Consider the following 20,447-nt stretch of genomic DNA (forward strand, 5'->3'; position numbering starts at 1 on the left):
GGGCTGGACACGCCGCAATCCGGGTGAATGTGGCAAAGTGACGGCATGGCTGACCGGGGAGCGAAGCGGCCCACCGTGTCGGTGCCGGACGACTGGCCCGCCCACCCGGACCTGACCCTGGCCCTCAACGGCATGGGCGGCTTCGACTGGGACCTCGACAGCGGGCTGATGCACATGGACCCGCCCGCCCTCGAGGTGTTCGACATGCTGCCGGACGAGTACGACGACCGTCCGGCCACGCTCGGCTGCCGCGTCCCGGCCCATGAGGCGGCCCGCCTGGACGCCCTGGTCGCGCGGGCGCTCAAGGACGGCAGCGACTCCTACGGCGCGTACTTCCGGGTCCGGCTGCGCGACGGCGAGCTGCGCTGGACCCACAGCCAGGGCAGCATCCGGCGGGACAGCACCGGCAGGCCCCGCCGCATCATCGGCGTGGTCCGCGACGCCAGCCACGAATACACCCACGCGGCGGAGCGGCTCGCCGTCGATGAGGAGCGCCGCCGGCACACCAGCGTCGTCGAGCGCACCACCGCCGCCCTGGCACACGCCCGAACGGTCGGCGAAGTCATCGCCGTGCTCGCCGACGAGCAGGGGCTGAGCCGCCTGGGCGCGGAGAACGTCATCCTCGGGCTCGTCGAGGCGGGACGCATCCGGCTGATCTCCGAGGGCAAGGCGGGGAGTTTTGTACCGGATCTCGAATACACGCGGGTGGGGGACGAATTCCCGATGAGCGAGGTGGTCCGCACCCTCACTCCGCGTTATGTGGGCAGCCGCGCGGAATTCAAGCGCGACTACCCCCGGCTGTGGCCGGCCATCGAGCCGCTGCACGTCCACTCCGCCGCCTATCTGCCGCTGATCGCGCAGGGCCGCCCGATCGGCGTGATCGGCCTCTTCTTCGAGCGGGAGAGCGACTTCCGCGACCAGGAGCGCAATGTCCTGGTCGCGCTCGGCAGCAGCATCGCGCAGAGCCTGGCCCGCGCCATGCTCTACGACCAGGAACACGATCTCGCCGCGGGCCTCCAGCAGGCCATGCTGCCGCGCCGGATCCCCGGCGTCGCCGGTGCGCAGATCGCCGTCCGCTACCGCTCCGCCCGGATGGGCCGGGACATCGGCGGCGACTGGTACGACGTGATCCCGCTGCCCGACGGCCGGGTCGCCGCCGTCATCGGCGACGTCCAGGGCCACGACACCCAGGCCGCGGCGCTCATGGGCCAGCTGCGGATCGTGCTGCGCGCCTACGCCTCCGAAGGGCACGCCCCGGCCACCGTCATGGCCCGCGCCTCCGCCTTCCTCAACGAGCTCGACACCGACCGCTTCGCGACCTGCACCTACGTCGATGCGGACCTGAGCACCGGCGCGGCCCGGATCGTCCGGGCCGGCCATATCGACCCGCTGCTCCGGCACGCCGAGGGCATCTGCCGCAGGCTGCCGGTGGCCGGCGGGCTGCCGCTCGGCATCTCCTCCGAATTCCGGCGGCTCGACTACCCCGTCACCACCGTCCTGCTCGCCCCCGGCGACACCCTGCTGCTGTGCACCGACGGCATCGTCGAACAGCCCGGCACCGACATCGACGACGGGATGCGGCAGTTGGCCCGCGAGGTCCGCCAGGGCCCCCAGGACGTCCAGCAACTCGCCGACCGGCTCTGCGAGTCGGCGGACGAGCGGACCGGCGAGGACGATATGGCGCTCCTGCTGCTGCGCCGCCTCGGTGCCCCCGAGCACGACATCGTCGGACGGTTCCGCCAGCACATCGCGCCCGCCGACCCCGAGGGCCTGTCCGCCGCCCGGCACATGATCCGGGCCGCGGTACGCGCCTGGGGCGCGGCGGAGCGGGCCGAGGAGATCGAGCTGGTCGCCGACGAGCTGATCACCAATGCGCTGCTGCACACCGACGGCGAGGCCGTCGTCAACATCCGTATGCCGCACAGCGTCGGACGGCTGCTGCGGCTGGAGGTCGAGGACCACTCCAGCAGCCTGCCGCGGCGCCGGGAACCGGGCGAGGCCGGCGTCTCCGGCCGCGGGCTGCTCCTCGTGGACCGCCTGGCCGATGTCTGGGGTGTGGAACCGCGCGGCAGCGGAAAGTGCGTATGGTGCGAGTTCAACTGCTCCTGACCGGGAGGCGTCGAGCCGGACCGGCAAGGGCACACAGCGGCAACGGGCGCCGAGGCATCGGCACGGTACGTATCGGCACGGCCAGTGAGGACGGACGGCTCTATGGGATCGCGGGCTGCGGAACAGCGCCAGGAGGCCCGCCAGTTGGCGGCCCGCCTGACGGCGGAAGGCGTCCGGAACGTGGCGCTGACCTGGGTGGACAATGCGGGCATCGCCCGCGTCAAGACCGTCCCGGCCGAACGGCTCGCCGCCGCGGCGGAACGCGGAGTCGGGATGTCCCCCGTCTTCGACGTGTTCACCTCCGACGACGCCATCACGGCCTCCGACCACCTCGGCGGGCCCGACGGTGACCTGCGGCTCTTCCCCGACCTGGAGCGGGTCACCACGCTCGCCGCCCAGCCCGGCTGGGCCTGGGCGCCGGCGGACCGCTACGACCAGCTCGGCCTGCCGCACCCCGCCTGCCAGCGGCAGTTCGCCCGGCGCATGACGGAGCGGGCCGCCGCGGCCGGACTGGAGCTGCGGATGGGCTTCGAGACCGAGTGGGTGGTCACCCGCGCCCCGGCGGGCCACCCGTCCGCCACCGGTGCGGACGAGCCGCTCGACTACCCCTGCACGGGCCCCGCGTACGGCATGACCCGCGTCGTCGAACTCTCCGACTACCTCCGCGACGTCACCGAGGCGCTGAGCGTCCAGGGCATCGACGTCCTCCAGCTGCACCCCGAATACGCCCCGGGCCAGTTCGAGGTCACCACCGCCCCGGGCGACCCGGTCCGCGCCGCCGACGATGTGGTGCTGGTCCGCGAGACCATCCGCGCCGTCTCCGTCCGGCACGGCCTGCGCGCCTCCTTCGCCCCGTCGGTCGTCGCCGGACAGGTCGGCAACGGCTGCCACCTCCACCTCAGCCTGTACCGCGACGGCACGAGCCTGCACCGCACCCCCGACGCCCCATGGGGCCTGGCGCCGGACGCGTCGGCCTTCCTCGGAGGCATCCTCGGCGCGCTGCCCGCCCTGCTCGCCCTCGGCTGCCCGTCACCCGCCAGCTATCTGCGGCTCCAGCCCTCCCACTGGGCCGGCGTCTACCAGTGCTGGGGCGTGGAGAACCGGGAGGCGGCGCTGCGTCTGATCACCGGTGCCCCGGACGACCCGGACGGCGGCCATGCCGAGGTCAAGACCTTCGACGCCGCCGCCAACCCCTACCTCGCGGTCGGCGCGGTCATCGCCGCCGGGCTGCACGGCATCGAGTCCGCCACGCGGCTGCCGGAACCGCAGACCGGCGACCCGGGCGTGCTCGGCGTCCGGGAGCGCGCCCGGCGCGGCATCGTCCGGCTGCCCGCCACCCTCACCGAGGCGGCCGACCGGCTGGAGAAGTCGGCCCCGCTGTACGAGGCGATGGGCGAGGTGCTGCACGGCGCGGTGCTCGCCGTCCGGCGCGCCGAGGAGGCCCACTTCGCCGAGAGCGAGGACGACGCGATCGCCGCCGCCACCCGCTGGCGCTGGTGATGCCCGAGGACGTCCCGGGAGCCGGGCCCGGATCCGGCGACGGCCTGCCGCCGCTGGTCGACCACCACTGCCACGGAGTGCTCCGGCACGCACCGGACCCCGGGACGTTCGCCGCGTACCTCACCGAATCGGACCGGCCGCCCGCGGCGGGCACCACCTTCTTCGACACCCAGGCCGGTTTTGCCGTACGCCGCTGGTGCCCGCCGCTGCTCGACCTGCCCGTGCACTGCCCGCCCGACCGCTACCTCGCCCGCCGCCGCGAACTGGGCCCGGACGAGACCCGGCGCCGTCTGCTGCGCGCCACCGGCATCGGCACGTACCTCCTCGACACCGGGCTGCCCGGCGACCTCACGGGCCCCGCCGAGACCGCCGAGGACGGTGGCGGCGCCGGCTTCGAGGTCGTACGGCTGGAGACGCTGGCCGAGCGGATCGCGGCCGGCACCCGCGACGCCGAGGAGTTCACCGACGCCCTCGCCCGCGCGGTCCGGGACGCCGCACGCACCGCCGTCGCCTTCAAAACCGTCGCCGCCTACCGCCACGGTCTCGCCCTGGACCCCGCGCCGCCCGCCCTCGGCGCCGTGCACACCGCCACCCGCTCCTGGCTGGCCGCGGGCGCACCCCGGCTCACCGATCCGGTCCTGCTGCGGCATCTCGTCCAGCTGGCCGTCGCCACCGGCCGCCCCCTCCAGCTCCACACCGGCTTCGGCGACCCCGACCTCCGGCTCGACCACGCCGACCCGGCGCTGCTGACCGACCTGGTCCGGGCCACCGCCGACACCGGAACGGACCTGGTGCTGCTGCACTGTTACCCCTACCACCGCCAAGCCGCCTACTTGGCGAGCGTCTTCCCGCACGTCTACGCCGACATCGGGCTGACGCTCACCCACACCGGCCCGCGGGCGGCGGCCGTGCTCGCCGAATTCCTGGAGCTCGCGCCCTTCGGCAAACTGCTCTTCTCCACCGACGCCTACGGCCTCCCGGAGCTGTATGTCGTCGGCAGCGCACTGTTCCGGACCGCGCTGGCGACCGTCCTCGGCGACTGGACGGCCTCCGGGGCATGGTCGGCCGAGGACGCCCGGCGGGTCGGCGCGATGATCGCCGCGGACAACGCCCGCAGGGTGTACGGCCTTCCGGACAGCCGGGCGGACGGCACCTGCGGGTAAGGGGCGGGCCGGGTGCGGCCGTACGCGCGGGTGACAGGCGGGCCGGGAACGGTCGTACGCGCGGGTGACGGGCGGCCGGGGCACGGGCGCCGCGTACGTGCCGAGGGCCGGAGGTCTCACAGGTAAGGGGTGCCCGCCGCGAGCACCTCTTCCCGCCCCGCTGCCCGCCGCGCCCCCGCCGCGTGCTTTACTGCGCCGGGTGGCCCCTACAACGACCCCCGAGAAGAGCGAAATACCCCCGCGTTCCCGGATATTCGCCGATCTGACCCCGCTACGCCTCTCCCCGGACTACCGCCGACTGTGGTGCGGCAACACCGTCTCCTGGATGGGCCAGCAGATGACCGCGCTCGCGGTCTCCCTACAGGTCTACACCCTCACCCACTCCACCTTCGCGGTCGGCCTGGTGGGCCTGTGCTCACTGGTCCCGCTGGTCGTCTTCGGGCTGTACGGCGGCGCCATCGCCGACACCGTCGACCGCCGCAAACTGGGCCTCTACAGCGCCGCGGGCGCGACCGTCATGTCCCTCACCCTGGCCACCGCCGCGCTGGCCGGATACCACCGGGTCTGGCTGCTCTACACCGTCGTCGCCTTCCAGGCCGTCTGCTTCGCGATGAACTCACCGGCCCGCTCGTCGATGATCCCGCGCCTGCTGCCCGCCGAACAGCTGCCGGCCGCCAACGCCCTCAACTCCCTGACCAGCAACCTCGGCCTGATGGGCGGGCCGATGCTGGGCGGTGTCATCGTCGGTCTGTGGGGCTTCCAGGCCGCGTATCTGATCGATGTGGTGGCCTTCAGCGGCTCGCTCTACGCGATGTGGCGGCTGCCGTCCATGCGGCCCGACCAGGGGGAGGGGCCGCGGCGGCGGGCCTCCGTACTGGACGGCCTGCGCTTTCTCGCCACCCGGCCGAATCTGCGGATGACGTTCTTCTCGGACCTGGCGGCGATGGTCCTCGCCCAGCCGCGCGCACTGTTCCCCGCGGTCGCGGTGCTCTGGTTCGGCGGTGACGCCAAGACCGTGGGCCTGCTGGTCGCCGCGCCCGCGGTGGGCGCCGTCCTGGGCGGGCTGTTCTCCGGCTGGCTCGGCGGAGTCCGCCGGCACGGCCTGGCCATCCTGATCGCGGTGGCCGCCTGGGGCGCCGCCATCGCCTGCTTCGGACTCTCCAGGAACCTCTGGCTCGGTCTGTTCTTCCTGGCCGTGGCCGGCTGCGCGGACACCGTCTCGATGGTGTTCCGCAGCACCATGCTCCAGGCCGCGACGCCGGACGCGATGCGCGGCCGCCTCCAGGGCGTCTTCATCGTCGTGGTCGCCGGCGGACCGCGGCTGGGCGATTTCCTGGCCGGCTCGGCCGCCGACCTGACCTCCCCGGCCACCGCGGTGATCGGCGGCGGCCTGGCCTGCGTCCTGGTGGTGACCGGCCTGGGCCTCGGCCGCCGCGCCTTCGCCCGCTATGACGCACGGGATCCGCAGCCTTAGCGGCAGGCGCGGGGTGGAGCCCCACGGTGAAGCAGGGGCTCCCCCTCGTGCTCGGACGTGCGGTTCGGGACGAACTGCCGGCATGTCACGACTTCCTGCCGAGCACTGGATGCGCGTTGCGCGGCGACCGGCGACCGCCGACCGTCGGGCGCCCGACGGGACGCCGAACGACCGCCCCGCTAGAGCAGCGTCGGCGTCAGGTCCGGTTCCTCGAAGCCCTTGTCGTCGAAGGGGTAGAGGGGGCGTTGCACCTTGTGGTGTCCGAGTCGTAGGAGATCCTGGTCCACCCCGCCCGGGGTGAGTGCGAGCAGCCAGTCCGCCGCCATGGCGTGGAGTTGGGGTTCCAGGTAACCGATCTTGACGACCACCAGGTCGTAGGACAGCGGGTCCAGTGACCCGAAGTCCGCGCGGGTGTGGAACGGGCGGCGGCGCTCGGTCAGTACCACCGTCACCCCGCCGCGGGTGACGGCCGCGGACCGGCCGCCCCTGTCGTAGGCCGGGTTCTCCCGCGGGCCGGCGGAGCCGGGGTCTGCCGGGTCCTCCAGGGCGGTGACCGTGCCGGTGAGTTCGTAGGGCTCCGCGTGGGGGCCGGTGCCCGCGCTGAACCGGCCGCCCACGGCGAGTGTGACCTCACCGCCCACCCCGGCGTCGAAGCACACGGCGACGGCCTCCGGGTCGGTGAGGCCCGGGTGCAGTGCGGTGACCCGGCCGCTCGCCAACTCCTCGTCGGCCAGCAGCCGGCCGAGCATGTACGCGAGGTCGCCGGCCCCGCCCGCGGTGGGGTTGTCGCCGGAGTCGCTGATCAGGAACGGGCGGGCGGGGGAGGCGACGGCGCGGGCGATACAGGTGTCCGCGTCCCCGGTCGGGCCGACGAAGACGAAGTCCCGGCGGGCATCCCAGTACGCGCGGGCCAGTGACCCGGCCTGTGCCAGGGCGAGGTGGGGATCGTCCGCGGTGACCACCACCGCCGCCCGGCAGCGCTCCTCGTCGGCCCAGGCGTACCCGACCCAGAGCGCCGCGTCCACGACCCCGTCGAGCGCCTCGACCGAGGCCAGCCGCCCGTACAGCGACCTGGCCGGCTCCAGCCGGGTGCTGGTCTTCTCACCGGGCAGGAGGACCGGAATCTGCACCCAGGCCCGGTGCGGGCGGCCCGTCCCGCGGGCCAGGCGCTCCACGAGCTTGCGGGCGGCCCGCTCCCGGGTCTCCCAGGCGTCCTCGTGCGGGGCCATACGGTGCGCGGTGAGCAGATCGAGCTGCGTGGCGAAGCGGCGCGAGACATTGCCGTGCAGATCCATGGCGGCCGAGATCAGGGTGGCGGGGCCGGTCGCGGCCCGTACGGCGTCGGTCAGATCGGCCTCGGCGTCGTCCAGCCCGACGACGCTCATGGCGCCGTGGATGTCGTAGACCAGCCCGTCCAGCGGCCCCGACTCCCGGATGCGGTCGGTCAGTTCGCCCTTGAGGCGGTCGTAGGTGGCGCGCTCGACCGGTCCGCCGGGCATCGCGACGGCATGCACCAGCGGCACCCACTCGACCCGCCCGGCCAGGTCGCCGTCCGGCCGGGTCCAGGTGTAGCGGTCCAGCAGGGCGCGCCCCCGGGTGACGCGGAAGTCGTCGTAGGCCGAGCGGTGCGGGCAGAACTGGCTGGATTCGATGGCCATTCCGCCGATGCCGATGCGGAGACGGCGGCTGGTCGGTGAGGGCATGGGCGCACCTTCCGTGGGTGGCGGGCGGGCGGGCGGGTTCCGGGCGCTGCTGCGGGGCGGCGGTCAGCCGCGCCCGGCTGCGGGGGCGGGCGGTCCGTCCGCGGCGGCCGGGCGGCGCAGTACGGCGTGGCCGGCGCCCAGCAGCCCCGCGTCCGGGCCGCAGACGGCGGCGTTGATGGTGAGTTCGCTGGTGGCCATCGGCAGACAGCGCTCATAGAGCATCCCGCGTACGGCCGCGACCAGCGGCTGGGCGCCGGAGAGCGCCCCGCCGAGGATCACCGCCTCGGGGTTGAAGAAGTTCACGACGACGGCGAGGACCGCGCCGATGTCCCGGCCGGCCTGGCGCACCAGGGTGGTGGCATGCGGTTCGCCGTTCTCGACCAGCCGGAGGATGTCGGTCGCCGAGTCGGCGGCCAGGCCTTTGCCGCGCAGTGCGGCGGCGAGCGCGGCGCCGCTCGCCACGGTCTCCAGACAGCCGATGTTGCCGCAGGAACACGGGAGTTCGGCCGCCTCGTCCACCCGGACATGGCTGATGTCGCCGGCCGAACCGCGCGCCCCGCGGTGCAGCCGTCCGTCGCTGATGACACCCGAGCCGATGCCGCGGCCCGCCTTGACGACGACCAGATGGCGTCGGGTGGGGTGCGCGGCGCGATGCTCGCCCAGCGCCATCATGTTGGCGTCGTTGTCGAGCAGCACCGGCAGACCGAGGCGGTCCGCCAGCCGGTCGCGCAGCGGGAACAGATGCCAGCCGGGCATCCGGGACGGAGCGATGATCCGGGCGCCGCCCGCGTCGACCGGGCCGGGGAAGCCGATGCCGGCACCGCGGACCGTACGGCCGGCCGCGCGCTGCCGTTCGGCCAGTGCCGTCAGCCGTTCGGCGAGGACGTCCAGGGCGGGTTCGGGCCCGGCGGTCAGATCGAAGGCGTGCTCGTCGACGTCGCGAACGTCGCCGGTCAGTCCCACGGCGCCGGTGCGGATGTGATGGCTGCCCAGGTCGGCGGCGAGCGCGACGGCTCCGTTGTCCGCGACCCGCAGCAGTCTCGGGCGCCGGCCGCCGCGCGAGGCGCCCTCGCCGGATTCGGTCAGCAGCCCGGCCTCGACGAGTTCCTGCACGCGGAGGGAGACGGTCGACGCGGCGAGCCCGAGTTCGCGTACGAGGTCGGCGCGGGAGGCCGCGGAGCCGTTCGCGACGAGTGCGAGGACATGCGCGGCGGAGCCGGGCTGCTCCTCGGAGGCGGTCATGGGGCGCCTTTCGGCTCGGGGCGGATGGGGGGGTGGGGGAGTCGGGTGGCGGATGGGGGTGAACACCGGGCAGGGCGGGGCGAGAGGCGGGCCGCCGCGTCGCAGCGAGGGGAGGTGTGCCGCAGCGGAACTTGCTTCGCCGGTCGAAGGAAGTGCGGGGACCAACTCGCCGACAGTAGACCGCAGTCGGCGTTGTTTCGCCAAGGTCTTGACTTCTTTTCTCGGCCCTCCGTACTTTGCTCGCACTCTTCGACCGGTCGACATCCGGAGGCAGCATGGGTCTGCGCAGTCCACGCCTACGCGGGCCCCTGGGGCGTCTGGCGGCCGCCGTCCTGCTCGGTACCTCCGCACTCACCGGCTGCGACCTCTCTGGCAACGTTGTCACCGATCTGGGCCCCACCGGCGGCACACCCGTCGAGGGCGGCACCGCCACCATGGCCCTGCCGCCCGCCGCCACCCCCAACTGGATCTTCCCGATCGGCGCCCCCGGCTACCTGGCCTCGTACAACAGCGCCATCCAGAGCCTGCTGTTCCTGCCGCTGTACACACCCGAGCCGAAGGGTGCCGCGCTGACCATGGACTCGCCGCGCGGCCTCGCCGAAACGCCCCGCTACAGCGACGGCAACAAAACGGTCAGCATCACGCTGAAGAAGGGGTACGAGTGGTCCGACGGCAAGCCCGTCACCACCCGCGACGTGAAGTTCTGGTTCGACCTGATCAAGCACAACAAGCAGGACTGGGCCGGATATGCGCCGAAGCTGATGCCGGACGACGTCAAGGCCTTCGAGACCGTCGACGACCACACCTTCCGCCTCCGGCTGGACCGCGCCTACAACCCGGCATGGTTCACCGCCAACGAGCTCCAGGACTTCGTCGCCCTCCCCGTACACGCCTGGAACCCCGGCCACCAGAGCCCCGAGCGGGCCTTCGCCCGGCTGATGCGGCACGCCAGGAAGTTCTCGGAGTTCGCCACGGACCCGTTGTGGAGGACCGTCAACGGGCCCTGGCGCATCGAGAAATGGACCACGTCGGGACAGGTCTCCCTGGTCCCCAACCGGAAGTACCGCGGGCCCGACAGACCCCATCTCGACCGGGTGGTCCTCAAGCCCTTCACCACCGCCGACTCGGAATTCAATGTGCTGCGCGCCGGCGGCGTCGACTACGGCTATATCCCGCCCTCCGTCATGGCGCAGTCCGCGAAGTTCAAGGAGCGGGGCTATCGCATCGACCCGTGGGAGGGCTGGGCGGTCACCTATATCGTCCTCAACTTCCAGCACCCCACCGCCGGACCGCTGCTGCGCCAGGCCTATCTGCGCCAGGCCCTCCAGCATCTGATCGACCAGAAGTCGATCTCCCGGGTGATCTGGCACGGCAGCGCCGCCCCCACCCTCGGCCCGATCCCCGCCGGTCTCCTCGACCGCGACCCGTATCCGTACGACCCCGAGCGGGCGAAGGCGCTGCTCGCCGGGCACGGCTGGACCGACCGGGACGGCACGCTGCGCTGCACCCGGCCCGGGGACGGCGCGGGGGAGTGCGGCGCGGGCATCGAGGACGGCCAGGAGCTGCGCCTCACCCTGCTCTCCCAGTCCGGCTCGACCGAGACCTCCAACACGATGCAGGCCGTCAAGTCCGCATTCGGCACGGTCGGCATCACCCTCGACATCCGGCAGCAGCCGCTGAACACCGTCCTGGGCACCACCGTCCCCTGCAAGCGGACCGAGCCCCGGTGCGCGCAATGGCAGCTCGGCTTCTTCGGCACCCAGGGCAGCTGGTACTTCCCGCCCGACCCCAGCGGCGAGAAACTCTTCGCCACCCATGCCCCTTCCAACATGGGCAACTGGTCCGATCCGCGCACCGACCGGCTCATCCGGGCCACCGAGTACTCCGACGCCCCGGCCGCGATGCGCACCTACGGCCGTGAGGTGGCCCGTCAGCTCCCGGTCCTGTGGACCCCCAACCCCGCCTACCAGGTCTCCGTCATCCGCAACGATCTGCGCGGCGTCGACCAGAACCCGACGCTGTCCCTCGCACCGCAGAACTGGTACTTCGTGAAGAAGGGCGGGGCCCGCCGGTGATCCGATTCCTGGCCAAGCGCCTCGCGCAGGCCCTCGTCGTGCTGCTGCTGGTCTCCGTCATCGTCTTCGTCCTGCTGCATCTGCTCCCCGGCGGACCGGCCCGCGCCATCCTCGGCGTCCAGGCCACCCCGGAGTCCGTCGCCCACTTCAACCACCAGCAGGGGTACGACCGTTCACTGCCCGAGCAGTACGTGCGCTATCTGGGACGGCTGCTCACCGGCGACCTCGGTGAGTCCTACAAGCTCAACCAGAGCGTCGCCGCCCTGCTCGCCGAGCGGCTGCCCAAGACCGCCCTGCTGGCCGGTCTCGCCCTCGCGCTCGCCGTGCTGCTGGCCGTCCCGCTCGGTGTCCTCCAGGCCGTACGGCGCGGCAAGGCCGCCGACTACGTCCTGACCGGCGCGGCCTTCCTGGCCTACGCCACCCCGGTGTTCTTCCTCGGTCTGGTCCTCATCCTCGTCTTCAGCCAGCAACTGCCCCTGCTGCCGGCCGAGGCGCCGCAGGCCGACACGGCCGGCGGCATCCTCGCCGCCCCGGCCGCGCTCGTCCTGCCCGTGCTGACCGCCGCGCTCGGCATCATCGCCGCCTTCAGCCGCTATATGCGCTCCGCCGTCCTCGACAACCTCGGCGAGGACTACGTACGCACCGCACGCGCCAAGGGCCAGTCGAACGCCCGCCTCCTGGCCCGGCACGTGCTGCGCAACGCCCTCATCCCGCTGGCCACCCTCCTCGGCCTCTACCTCCCCACCCTCTTCAGCGGCACCCTCGTCGTCGAGTCGATGTTCAACTACCCGGGCATGGGGCTGCTGTTCTGGAACGCCGCCCAGAGCTCGGACTTCCCCGTCCTGCTCGGCGTCACGCTCGTCGTCGGCGTCGCCACCGTCCTCGGCTCCCTGCTCACCGATATCGCCTATGCCGTCCTCGACCCGCGCATCAGGAGCGTGACGTGACGACCACCGCCCTCGACGCCACGCAGCCGGACGCGGCCCTGGCCACACCCGGCCTGACCCGCCGTACGCTCGCCGTCTTCGCCCGCAACAAGCTCGCCCTCACCGGCGCCCTGGTGCTGCTCGCCCTGCTGGCCTTCTGCTTCCTCGGGCCGCTGGTCCACCCCACCGACCAGATCCACACCGACCTCTCCCAGGCCAACCGCGCCCCCGGCGCAGGCCACCTGCTGGGCACCACCGACCTCGGCTACGACCTGCTCGGCCGGCTGATGTACGGCGGCCGCACCTCCCTCGAAGTCGGCCTGGCGGCAGGGCTGTTGGCGACGTGCTTCGGGACGCTCTACGGCTCCGTGGCGGGTTACTTCGGCGGATGGACGGATGCCGTGCTGATGCGGATCACCGACGCCGCGCTCGCCATCCCGGCGCTCTTCCTGCTCGTCGTGGTCGCCGCCATCGTCACCCCCAGCAAGCCCGTCCTCATCCTCCTCATCGCCTCCGTCGCCTGGCTCTCCCCGGCCCGGCTCATCCGCGGCGAGGCGCTGGCGCTGCGCAGCCGCGACTACCTCCATGCGATGCGGCTGATGGGCGGCGGCGGAGGGCGGGCCGTCTTCCGGCACATCATGCCCAACGCCGTCGGCACCGTCGTCGTCAACGCCACCTTCCAGGTGGCCGACGCCATCCTCTACGTCGCCTATCTGTCCTTCCTGGGCCTGTCCATCCCGCCGCCCGCCGCCGACTGGGGCTCCCTGCTCTCCGCCGGCATCACCTACACCCAGGTCGGCTACTGGTGGCTGATCTTCCCGCCGGGCCTGGCGATCGTGCTGGTCGTCGCCGCCTTCCACTGCATCGGGGACGGGCTGCGGGACGCCTTCGACGTGCGGATCAACAAGAACTGACGCGGTTTCGGACGACCTGAAGCGAGGACCCACACCATGACCGACTCGCTCCTGCGGATCGAGGACCTGCATGTCGAGATCGCCGGCCGCGGCCGCACCGTCCGGGCCCTGGACGGCATCGACCTCGACCTCGCCCCGGGGGAGGCGCTCGGCATCGTCGGCGAATCCGGCTGCGGCAAGACCATGACGGCGCTGTCCGTCCTCGGCCTGCTGCCGCCGGGCGGGAGGATCACCCGTGGCCGGATCCTGTTCGGGGGCACCGACCTCGCCGCCGCCCCGGAACCCGCCCTGCGCAAGGTCCGCGGAAACACCGTCGGGATGGTCTTCCAGGACCCGCTGACCTCCCTCAACCCCACCCTCACCATCGGCGCCCAGGTCGCCGAACCCCTGCTGCTGCACCGGCAGTTGACCAAGGCCGACGCCTGGGACAGGGCCGAGGAGACCCTGCGGCTGGTCGGCATGCCGCGCCCCGCCGAACGGCTGACGAGCTACCCCCACCAGCTCAGCGGAGGGATGCGGCAGCGGGTGGCGATCGCCATGGCGCTGGTCTGCGAGCCCCGGCTGCTGATCGCCGACGAACCGACCACCGCCCTCGACGTCACCACGCAGCACCAGATCCTCGAACTCATCGACGAGCTGCGCGCCCGCCTCGGCATGGCGCTGATCCTGGTCACCCACGACCTCGGAGTGATCGCCCACCGGGTCGACCGGGTCGCGGTGATGTACGGCGGCCGGATCGCCGAACGGGCCGCGGTGCGCCCGTTGTTCGCCACCCCGCGGCACCGCTACACCCAGGCGCTGTTCGCGGCCCTTCCCGACCTCCCCCGGCTCCCGCCCGGCGGGGGCGCACCCCGTACCGACGGCGGCAGGCCGCTGGCCACCATCCCCGGCCTGCCGCCGTCCCTCCTCACCCGCACCGCCGGCTGCCGCTTCGCCCCGCGCTGCGGCTTCGTCACCGACCTCTGCCGCGTCGCCGAGCCGGAGCTCACCGACGGCCCCGAGGGCACCGCGCCCGCCGCCACCGCCCACGCCTTCGCCTGCTTCCACCCCGCGGGACCGGCCCCCGGCGCCGACCCGGCCGCCGAACTGCGCCCGCCCACGCCCGCCGCGCCCCCGGTACGGACGGACGAACCGCTGCTGCGGCTCACCGACGTCGGCAAGAGCTACCCGCTGCACGGCGGCCCCTTCACCCGCCGGAAGCCGGGCGGGCGGGGCGCCGAGGTCAGCGCGGTGGCCGGCGTCTCCCTGACCGTCCGGCGCGGCGAGACCTTCGGCATCGTGGGGGAGTCCGGCTGCGGCAAGTCCACCCTCGGCCGGATCGCCGTCGGTCTGGAGGCGCCCACCACCGGTACCGTCCACTTCGCCGGCCGCGATATCAGCACCCTGAACAGGAGGGAGCTGCGCGCCCACCGGCGCGAGGTCCAGCTGATGTTCCAGGACTCCTACGCGTCCATGGACCCCCGGATGCGGGTGGGCGCCGTCCTGCGCGAACCGCTGGTCATCCAGGGCATCGGCGACCGGGCCGGGCAGCGGCGGCGGATCGCCGGACTGCTGGACGACGTGGGGCTGCCGCGCGGCGCGGTGGACCGCTATCCGCACGAGTTCTCCGGCGGCCAGCGCCAGCGCCTCGGCCTGGCCCGCGCCCTGGCGCTGGCTCCGTCCCTGGTCGTCGCCGACGAACCGGTCTCCGCGCTCGACGTCTCCGTCCAGGCACAGATCCTCAACCTCCTGCGCGAGCTCCAGCGGGAGAAGGGGATCGGCTATCTCTTCATCTCGCACGACCTGGCGGTGGTGCGGCATCTCGCGGACTCGGTCGGTGTGATGTACCTCGGCAAGCTCGTGGAGACCGGCCCCGCCGAGCAGGTCTTCGCCCGCCCGCTGCACCCCTACACCCGGGGGCTGCTGGACACCGTCAATGCGCCCGACCCGGACGCCGCCCCGGCCGGCGCACCGCTCGCCGGCGAGGCCCCGTCGGCCGCCACCCCGCCCTCCGGCTGCCGGTTCCGCACCCGCTGCCCGGTCGCGACCGCACTGTGCGCGACGACGGAGCCGCCGCCGGCCGAGCCGGAGACGGCGGGGCACCGGGTGGCCTGCCACTTCCCGCTCACCGTGGAAGCCGTCAGTAACGGGTGAGGGCGGTCGGCCCGTACGCCGTACCGATGGCGACATGCGGATGCGCGGACGGGCGGACCCAGGCCAGGATCCGCGCCATCGCCCCGGCCGGCACCGACACACAGCCGGCCGTGGCGCCCTTCCCGTTGACATGGAGGAAGATCCCGGCGCCGCGGCCGTGCACCGGGCGGTGGTAGTTGAAGCCGATGACCAGCGCTCGGGCGTACTGCGTGGGATAGTCCGCCAGCCGCTCGGACTCACCGGCCGCGCAGTCCGGCGGCAGTGGCGCCACCCAGCGGTTGTAGGAGGCGGAGGCGTTGTCCTCGCACCACCAGGAGTCCGCGCCGACCCTGCGGTACGGGCTCGCCGTGCCGGACGGCGGCGGGGCGGTCCCGAAGGCGAACGGCAGGTCGTACAGCCCCGTCGGGGTGGTCGAGGTGCCCTGCACCCGGGTGCTGCCCTCGGTCAGCCCGCCGGCGCCGAAGCGGGCCGGCGCGGAACCGGCCTGCCGCCAGCGGCCGTTGTGCCGCTGCCACCACCGCACGGTCCCGGTGGTGGCGCGCGTCGTGGGCGCCCGGGCGGTGATGAGCTGGTCGCCGCCGCCGGTGTCGGCCATGAGGGCGGGTAGGGGGATGCGGTGGACGGAGGAGGCGGTGGCCACCGGGGCGGGCGCGGCGAGCGCGAACAGCACCGCGGCGACCGCGGACAGCAGTGCCGCGGGCCGGGCCGCGGGCCGGGCCCGGACCGGGCTCCCGGCCGCGGTCGTGGTGCCGTCCGTCGCCGGATGCGTCGTCCTGTGCGTCATGGGCATGACGGCAATGTAGGGCGTGAGGGGCTCGCCGGGCGCCGCCCGATCGGGTCATATACGCCGCACCCGGCCCATGCGCAACCCGTCCGCGGCAATCCGCCGTGCGCCGGGGCCATGGACGGGCGAAACTCGGGTACGGGGGCTCATGTGCCACTAGCCGTCTCAGTCTGGAGGCCCGCAGTGCAGCGGCAACCGCATACGCGCAGTGAGCGCACGCTCGACCGCGATCCGCAGCCCACGCCCCCGGATCCGGGAGGCCCGCCGCCCGTCCCGGACCCGCTTCCCGGCCCGCCGAGCCCGCCTGGGCCACCGGATCCCATACCGCCGGAACCGTCGCCGATACCCCGTCCGCCCGGACCCGATCCCGACCCGGTCCCGGAGCCGTCCCCGGCTCCGTCGCCGCTCTCCTAGGAGCCGCCCGGACCCTACGTCCCGTATACCGCGGGCGCCCCGCCCCGCACCACCAAGGAGGTGCTGATCATGGCCATCGCGACGGTCAACCCGGCCACCGGCGAGACCCTGAAGACCTTCGACGCGCTCAACGCGGGCGAGATCGAAGATCACCTGGTCCGGGCCGACCAGGCCTTCCAGGAGCACCGCAACAGCAGCTTCGGCTACCGCAAGGAGCGGATGCTCGCCGCCGCCGACCTGCTCGACGCCGACCAGGACGGCATCGCCCGCACCATGACCACGGAGATGGGCAAACCGCTGGCCCAGGCGCGCGCGGAGGCCGCGAAGTGCGCCAAGACCATGCGCTGGTACGCGGAGCACGCCGAGGCGCTGCTCGCCGACGAGCACCCCGACCCCGCGGACGTCAGCGACTCCGGTGCGATCCGCGCCGTGGTGCGCTACCGCCCGCTCGGCACCGTCCTCGCGGTGATGCCCTGGAACTTCCCGCTCTGGCAGGTCGTCCGGTTCGCCGCGCCCGCCCTGATGGCGGGTAACACCGGGCTGCTCAAGCACGCCTCGAACGTCCCGCAGACCGCGCTCTATCTGGAGGAGCTCTTCCGCCGGGCCGGCTTCCCCGAGGGCTGTTTCCAGACCCTGCTGATCGGGTCCGGCGCCGTCGAGGACGTGCTGCGCGATCCGCGGGTCGCCGCCGCCACGCTCACCGGCAGTGAGCCGGCCGGCCGCGCGGTGGCGTCCACCGCCGGCGACGAGATCAAGAAGACCGTCCTCGAACTCGGTGGCAGCGACCCGTTCATCGTCCTGCCCTCCGCCGACCTCGACAAGGCGGCCCGTATCGCGGTCACCGCGCGCGTCCAGAACAACGGACAGTCGTGTATCGCGGCCAAGCGGTTCATCGTGCACGAGGACGTCTACGACGCCTTCGCCGAGCGGTTCACCGACCGCATGGCCGCGCTGACCGTCGGCGACCCGATGGACGAGCACACCGATGTCGGGCCGCTCTCCAGCGAACAGGGCCGCTCCGACCTGGAGGAACTCGTCGACGACGCGGTCCACCAGGGCGCCGAGGCGCTGTGCGGCGGCCGGCGGCCGCCCCAGCACCCCGCGGGCTGGTTCTACGAGCCGACGATCCTGTCCGGCATCACCCCCGCGATGCGCATCCATAAGGAGGAGGCGTTCGGGCCGGTCGCCACGCTCTACCGCGTCGCCGACCTCGACGAGGCGGTGCGGCTCGCCAACGACACCCCGTTCGGTCTCAGTTCCAACGCCTGGACCCGGGACCCCGAGGAGCAGCAGCGCCTCGCCCGCGACGTACAGGCCGGCGGTGTCTTCTTCAACGGGATGACCGCCTCCCACCCGGGCCTCCCCTTCGGCGGGGCCAAGCGCTCCGGCTACGGACGGGAACTCTCCGGGCACGGCATCCGGGAGTTCTGCAATATGACGACGCTCTGGTACGGGCCGGAGGAATGAACCGAGCGCCGAAACAGCCGCCCCGGTGGGCGCATACGCCGGAGCAGTATCCGTCGCGGACGCGAGGGTGTACGTTCCGGTCAGGTCGGGCCGGCCAATGGCCAGGTTGGTCGGCCCGGCCACTTTCCAGCCCAGGGGCGGGACGCAATTCCCAGGCCTGGCCCATGAGTTGACGTAGGGTCATTACCGCTGTTCCGGCAGGCAGCTCACTGCATCTCGTCCTGCCCGTCCGGCACCGCGAACTCACACCACAGCGCCTTGCCCGCCCCGCGCGGCTCGGCGCCCCATTCGTCGGCGAGCGCCTCGATCAGCATCAGCCCGCGGCCGGAGGTGGCGGTCTCGCCGGGGCTGCGCCGCCGCGGCCACCGGCTGGAGCGGTCCTCGACCTCCAGCCGGATCCGGCGCGGGGTGCCGGGCAGCAGCTCCATGGCGACCAGGGCGCCGCTCTCGGTGTGGGTCAGCGCGTTGGCGATCAGCTCCGAGGCGGCGACCTCGATGTTGTCGACGACGGCGCCCGCCCGCCACTGGTCCAGCGTGCGGCGCACCGCGGAGCGGACCTCCGCGGTGCCCGACGGGTCGGCCTGATGGACGTGCAGCCGCAGCCGCGGAATGGTGGCGGCCCCGGGGCCGGGCAGCCGGTGCAGCAGCAGGAGGGCCATATCGTCCTCCGAGCCGGGGTCCGCCCACAGATGGTCCGAGAGCCGGTCGGCGAGCGCCTCCAGGTCCGTGGGCCCGGCACGGACCGCGGCGGACAGCGCGTCGATGCCCAGGGAGATGTCCTGGCCGGGCTGTTCGACCAGGCCGTCGGTGCACAGCAGCAGGGTCGACCCTGGCTCCAGGAACAGCTGGGTCTCCGGGAAGTGGTCGTGCCCGAAGTGCGTGGCCAGACCGAGCGGCAGCCCGCCGCGGACCACGGGCCAGTCGATGTGCCGGGAGCTGTTGCTGATCAGCGGGCCGAGGTGACCGGCCCGTGCGATGTGCAGCGCCCCGGACTCCATATCGGCCTGGATGTACGTACACGTCGCGAACCGCTCGGTGTCCAGCTCCGCCAGAAAGCGGGACGCCCGCACCAGCACGGTCTCCGGCGAGTGCCCCTCGCCGGCATAGGCGCGCAGCGCGATGCGCAGCTGGCCCATCACGGCGGCCGCATGGGTGTCATGGCCCTGTACGTCGCCCACCACCAGCCCGGTCCGTCCCTGGGGCAGTGCGATCACGTCGTACCAGTCGCCGCCGATGTCCCGCCCGACGCTCGCCGGGTGATAGCGGACGGTGACCGCACCGCCCGTGATGGGCGGCAGCCGGCGCGGCAGCATGGTCGCCTGGAGCCCCGTCGCGAACTCCCGCTCCTGGTCGAAGAGGGTCGCCCGCTGGACCGACTGCGCGACGACACCGGCCAGCGCCAGCGCCAGGTTCCTGGCCTCCGGCGAATGCACCGACGGCTCGGCGTTGAGCAGCCCCAGCGCCCCGATGACGGTGTCCTGCGCGACCAGCGGCAGGAACGCCGCGCTGCCCGCAGGCAGCACCTCGGTATACGGGCGCAGCCGGGGATAGCGGGCGATCAGCTCACCGCGGGTGCTGAGGAAGACGGGCCGGCGCGAGCGCGCCGTGTCGGCCAGCGGCAGGGTGTCGTCCAGCCGTGAGGTCATCATGTCGTCGGGCACCTCGCCCTCCAGCCCGGCGGTGGCGATGACCTCGAACCGGTCGTTCGCGACCAGGCCGAGGATCAGCCCGTCCGCGCCGAACCGCCGGGCGCCGCCGGTCCCGGTGAGCACCCGGGTCACGTCCTTGACGGACAGGGCACGGGCCAGCGCGGCCGTGGTCTGCTGCACCATCACGGTCTGCCGCTGCCGCTCCTGCTGGAGCGAGCGCAGCAGCGCGGAGTCCGCCAGTTCGGTGGTGGCCTCCCGGACGATGCCGATGACCCGGTACGGCACCCCGTCCGCGGTGTGCAGAATCCGCCCCTGGGCATGCGTCCAGCGCTGGGTCCCGTCCCGGCACTGGACCCGGAAGTAGGCGCCGTAGGACGAGTGGCCGTCCAGCAGGGCCTGGGAGAGCGCCTCGTCCAGCCGGCGGCCCTCCTCCCGCGGCACCCGCGTGACCAGCGACATCGGCGTGCCGTCGTATTCGTCGGGGCGCAGATCGAAGACGTCCAGGGCACCGGAGTCCAGGTCCATGGACCCGCGGTCCAGATCCCAGTCGAAGGTGCCCATCCGGTTGAGCGAGAGCCGCTCGCGCAGTCCGATGGGCTCGCGGTGCGACACCCCGGGCGCGTCCTCCTCGACGAGGCGACAGTCCCGGTCGGACCGGGGGTCGTAGTCCTCGTCGAACGGGTCGAGGGGCTCGCTGCTCATGGCGTCGCACACCTCGTCGCCCCGTGGCACGGGAGGTGCGCGGGCATGCGCCGACGGCAGCCGTGCATCGGGGCAGCGGCCGTCGACACCGGGCCGAGCCTGCCTCGCGCCCACGGTCGCGGGCCGTTGACCGGGGCCGATATCCACCGGAACGCGGCCATGCGCTCACCCTAGGCGCGGGCCGCACACCCC

The 20,447-nt window shown here is 73.2% G+C and carries 13 protein-coding genes; 9 read left to right on the forward strand and 4 right to left on the reverse strand.

Going from position 1 to position 20,447, the window contains the following annotated elements; genetic code table 11:
- The first annotated feature begins 45 nt into the window (after window positions 1–45).
- The 4 genes from M8I34_RS12060 to M8I34_RS12075 all read left to right on the forward strand — a co-directional run bounded on the left by M8I34_RS12060 (window position 46) and on the right by M8I34_RS12075 (window position 6,246).
- Complete coding sequence (locus tag M8I34_RS12060) at window positions 46–2,109, forward strand: SpoIIE family protein phosphatase (RefSeq protein WP_244417751.1); 2,064 nt, start codon at window positions 46–48, stop codon at window positions 2,107–2,109.
- 102 nt (window positions 2,110–2,211) lie between these two features.
- Window positions 2,212–3,609, forward strand: coding sequence for a glutamine synthetase family protein (locus M8I34_RS12065; RefSeq protein ID WP_250049404.1), 1,398 nt, complete (start codon window positions 2,212–2,214; stop codon window positions 3,607–3,609).
- Entirely contained in the window at window positions 3,609–4,772 is a 1,164-nt protein-coding gene (locus tag M8I34_RS12070) for an amidohydrolase family protein (protein WP_250049405.1), read from the forward strand. The genes M8I34_RS12065 and M8I34_RS12070 overlap by 1 nt, the downstream gene beginning before the upstream one ends.
- Before the next feature lie 199 nt (window positions 4,773–4,971).
- Entirely contained in the window at window positions 4,972–6,246 is a 1,275-nt protein-coding gene (locus tag M8I34_RS12075; protein ID WP_250049406.1) for an MFS transporter, read from the forward strand.
- Between the two features lie 179 nt (window positions 6,247–6,425).
- On the opposite strand, the gene M8I34_RS12080 is transcribed toward M8I34_RS12075, so the two are convergent.
- On the reverse strand, window positions 6,426–7,949 hold the full coding sequence (locus tag M8I34_RS12080; RefSeq protein WP_250049407.1) for a M81 family metallopeptidase: 1,524 nt from the start codon (window positions 7,947–7,949) through the stop codon (window positions 6,426–6,428).
- A gap of 63 nt (window positions 7,950–8,012) precedes the next feature.
- A complete protein-coding gene (locus M8I34_RS12085) occupies window positions 8,013–9,191 on the reverse strand; it encodes an ROK family transcriptional regulator (RefSeq protein WP_250049408.1) in 1,179 nt (392 codons plus the stop codon).
- A 275-nt stretch (window positions 9,192–9,466) separates the two neighbouring features.
- On the opposite strand from M8I34_RS12085, the gene M8I34_RS12095 reads away from it, so the two are divergent.
- Genes M8I34_RS12095 through M8I34_RS12110 form a run of 4 tightly spaced genes read left to right on the forward strand, consistent with a single transcriptional unit; the run spans window position 9,467 to window position 15,239 of the window.
- The gene (locus tag M8I34_RS12095) at window positions 9,467–11,266 is read left to right on the forward strand and encodes a peptide ABC transporter substrate-binding protein (protein WP_284050224.1); all 1,800 of its coding nucleotides are present in this window, start codon (window positions 9,467–9,469) and stop codon (window positions 11,264–11,266) included.
- A complete protein-coding gene (locus M8I34_RS12100) occupies window positions 11,263–12,213 on the forward strand; it encodes an ABC transporter permease (protein ID WP_250049409.1) in 951 nt (316 codons plus the stop codon). Before M8I34_RS12095 ends, M8I34_RS12100 begins: the two co-directional genes overlap by 4 nt.
- Entirely contained in the window at window positions 12,210–13,106 is an 897-nt protein-coding gene (locus M8I34_RS12105; RefSeq protein ID WP_374210893.1) for an ABC transporter permease, read from the forward strand. The genes M8I34_RS12100 and M8I34_RS12105 overlap by 4 nt, the downstream gene beginning before the upstream one ends.
- A gap of 36 nt (window positions 13,107–13,142) precedes the next feature.
- Window positions 13,143–15,239 (forward strand): ABC transporter ATP-binding protein, encoded by a 2,097-nt coding sequence (locus tag M8I34_RS12110; RefSeq protein ID WP_250049410.1) that lies wholly within the window; start codon window positions 13,143–13,145, stop codon window positions 15,237–15,239.
- On the opposite strand, the gene M8I34_RS12115 is transcribed toward M8I34_RS12110, so the two are convergent.
- Complete coding sequence (locus M8I34_RS12115) at window positions 15,226–16,023, reverse strand: L,D-transpeptidase (protein WP_374210895.1); 798 nt, start codon at window positions 16,021–16,023, stop codon at window positions 15,226–15,228. The two genes, M8I34_RS12110 and M8I34_RS12115, sit on opposite strands and share 14 nt — an antisense overlap.
- 483 nt (window positions 16,024–16,506) lie before the next feature.
- Here M8I34_RS12115 and M8I34_RS12120 point away from each other — a divergent pair, with 483 nt between their 5' ends.
- Entirely contained in the window at window positions 16,507–17,904 is a 1,398-nt protein-coding gene (locus tag M8I34_RS12120) for an NADP-dependent succinic semialdehyde dehydrogenase (RefSeq protein ID WP_250049412.1), read from the forward strand.
- Window positions 17,905–18,110: 206 nt separating this feature from the next.
- Here M8I34_RS12120 and M8I34_RS12125 read toward each other — a convergent pair whose 3' ends face one another.
- Window positions 18,111–20,255, reverse strand: a complete 2,145-nt coding sequence (locus M8I34_RS12125) for a SpoIIE family protein phosphatase (RefSeq protein WP_250049413.1) — start codon at window positions 20,253–20,255, stop codon at window positions 18,111–18,113.
- Window positions 20,256–20,447 lie beyond the last annotated feature (192 nt).

This window comes from Streptomyces sp. MCA2 (assembly GCF_023544705.1).
In the GTDB taxonomy this organism is placed as follows: domain Bacteria; phylum Actinomycetota; class Actinomycetes; order Streptomycetales; family Streptomycetaceae; genus Streptomyces; species Streptomyces decoyicus.